We start from the raw sequence: 1,873 nt of genomic DNA on the forward strand, positions 1-1,873 counted from the left end.
GCTGAGCTCGTATCGCTTTGCCATCAGGGACTCCTGCCGTTGATGGCGGCGATTTTAACCATTTCGGTGTTTCAAGGGATTTCGTACAGGGCCTAATGTGGTGTTTCAGAAGTACCACTGAAAAACTGGTCTACGCTCTATAGAACTCACTCATCAAGAGCTGTGTATCGACATGGGCCGAGTCAAGGCGACCGACCTAGCAGGCAGCGAGTCGGCAAGTGTCTCGCGTTCGGTGACTGTGGACTATGCTGCGCCGCAAGTACCGTTAATCGGCACGGTAGCGGACGACGATAAGGTTAACCTGTCCGAGAAGAACGCCAGTGTAACCGTTCGTAGTACTGCCGAAGTAGGCGGCAAAGTGAGAGTGGCCTGGGGCAGCGTCGAGAGGACCGCCGACGTCGGTAGTGATGGGGCGTGGACGGCGAACTTCGGGTCGGGTGAAGTGCCAGCCGATGGCAACAGCACGATCATCGCCAAAGTTACCGATGCAGCTGGCAACGAGTCTGCCGTCGGTACGCGGGCGGTGGCTGTGGAGGCCGTCGCGCCGGTGGTCACGGTTGAGTGGACTACCACGGCGCCAATGAGCGACGGTACTCTGCAATTATCGGAGACCTGGGCGAAAAGTAATATCGATGTACTGAATGTCATTGTGGGAGACACTTCCATCGCCAATGGCATAGTAACGCTGATCGGCACGGTCGGTACCCTCGTCCGTAATATACAAGGCAATGCGACGATTAGTCTATCTCGCGCTGAGCTGGCTGTGCTCGGCGATGGGGCAGTCGTTGTCCGCACCACAATCACCGATGCGGCCGGCAACAGTTCTAGTTCTAATGCCGGAGCCTTTACCCTGCGGCTCGATCCTGAAATCGATGCTGCACGGATTGAGTTTGGGGAAGTCGACGACAGCCTGGGACAGGCGGTGACGGTGACGGCAGATATGTTTGACATTACCGACCTGGATACCGCCGCCGCGGATATTATGATTCGTCTGAGCAACGTGCCCGCAGGTTTCGAGTTCCGCCTGAATGGTACGGCGGTAACCAGTTTTGCTTTTGGCTGATTTACAAAACGGTAACGTTACTCTGTTTAAGGCACTGTGGGCCTCCGGCAGTAGTGCCACATTCACGCGTTCTATCACTGACGGATCTAATACAACTGTTGGGAATGGCACAATCATTTACATACCTGTTGCCAGTGGCGAAATTCTCTGGGGTGATGGCTCAGGCTGGGGGGGATGCCGACACGCTTACTGGCACAACCTATGCCGATGTTATTTTCGGTGACGGCTCGGGGGGAGGCGGACATTGGCAAGGAAACGCCGGTGCGCCTGGCTCTGGCGCAGATAGCTTGTTCGGTGGAGATGGCGACGACCTGATTTTCGGGGATGGCTGGTCTGGCAGTGCCAGCGGCTACGGTGGTTATGGTGGCGGCGGTGCCGATCCTACCTGGTATGAAAGCGACTTTGCTGGTGGCCTGGGGGCGGGCCAGAGTTATCCTGGTGCCCAGGGTGGAAGTTCCTGGCTTGGCCCGACCGTCAATGGCACCCGTGCGCAGGCGGGAATTGTTGGTGTCGGTGAGGACAACTGGGTTGGCGGCGCGCCGGCAGGGCGGGCAATCTCACTCGCGACGTGGCTGCCACTGCGGCCGATCATCTGCGTCCTGTGGCTGAAGCTAATCCAGGACAGACCAGCGCTGCCATAGGCAATCGCTAGCTCTCTCGGCGGCCGTAATATACAGTTGTCGCCAGTCACCGGATCGAATGTGAGGGCCTATCGTAGGCCCTGTACGAAATCCCTTGAAACACCGAAATGGTTAAAATCGCCGCCATCAACGGCAGGAGTCCCTGATGGCAAAGCGATACGAGCTCAGC

The 1,873-nt window shown here is 57.4% G+C and carries 1 protein-coding gene; it reads left to right on the plus strand.

From position 1 onward, the window contains the following. Positions 1 to 172 precede the first annotated feature (172 nt). On the plus strand, positions 173 to 1,063 hold the full coding sequence (locus tag CRO75_RS32155; RefSeq protein WP_097140656.1) for an Ig-like domain repeat protein: 891 nt from the start codon (positions 173 to 175) through the stop codon (positions 1,061 to 1,063). Positions 1,064 to 1,873 lie beyond the last annotated feature (810 nt).

This window comes from Pseudomonas sp. LAMO17WK12:I10 (assembly GCF_900215185.1).
GTDB lineage: Bacteria > Pseudomonadota > Gammaproteobacteria > Pseudomonadales > Pseudomonadaceae > Aquipseudomonas > Aquipseudomonas chlororaphis.

What these genes read in the sequence shown, in the direction of transcription:
- CRO75_RS32155 (WP_097140656.1), top strand. Translation starts at nt 173, where the DNA reads ATGGGCCGAGTCAAGGCGACCGACCTAGCAGGCAGCGAGTCGGCAAGT.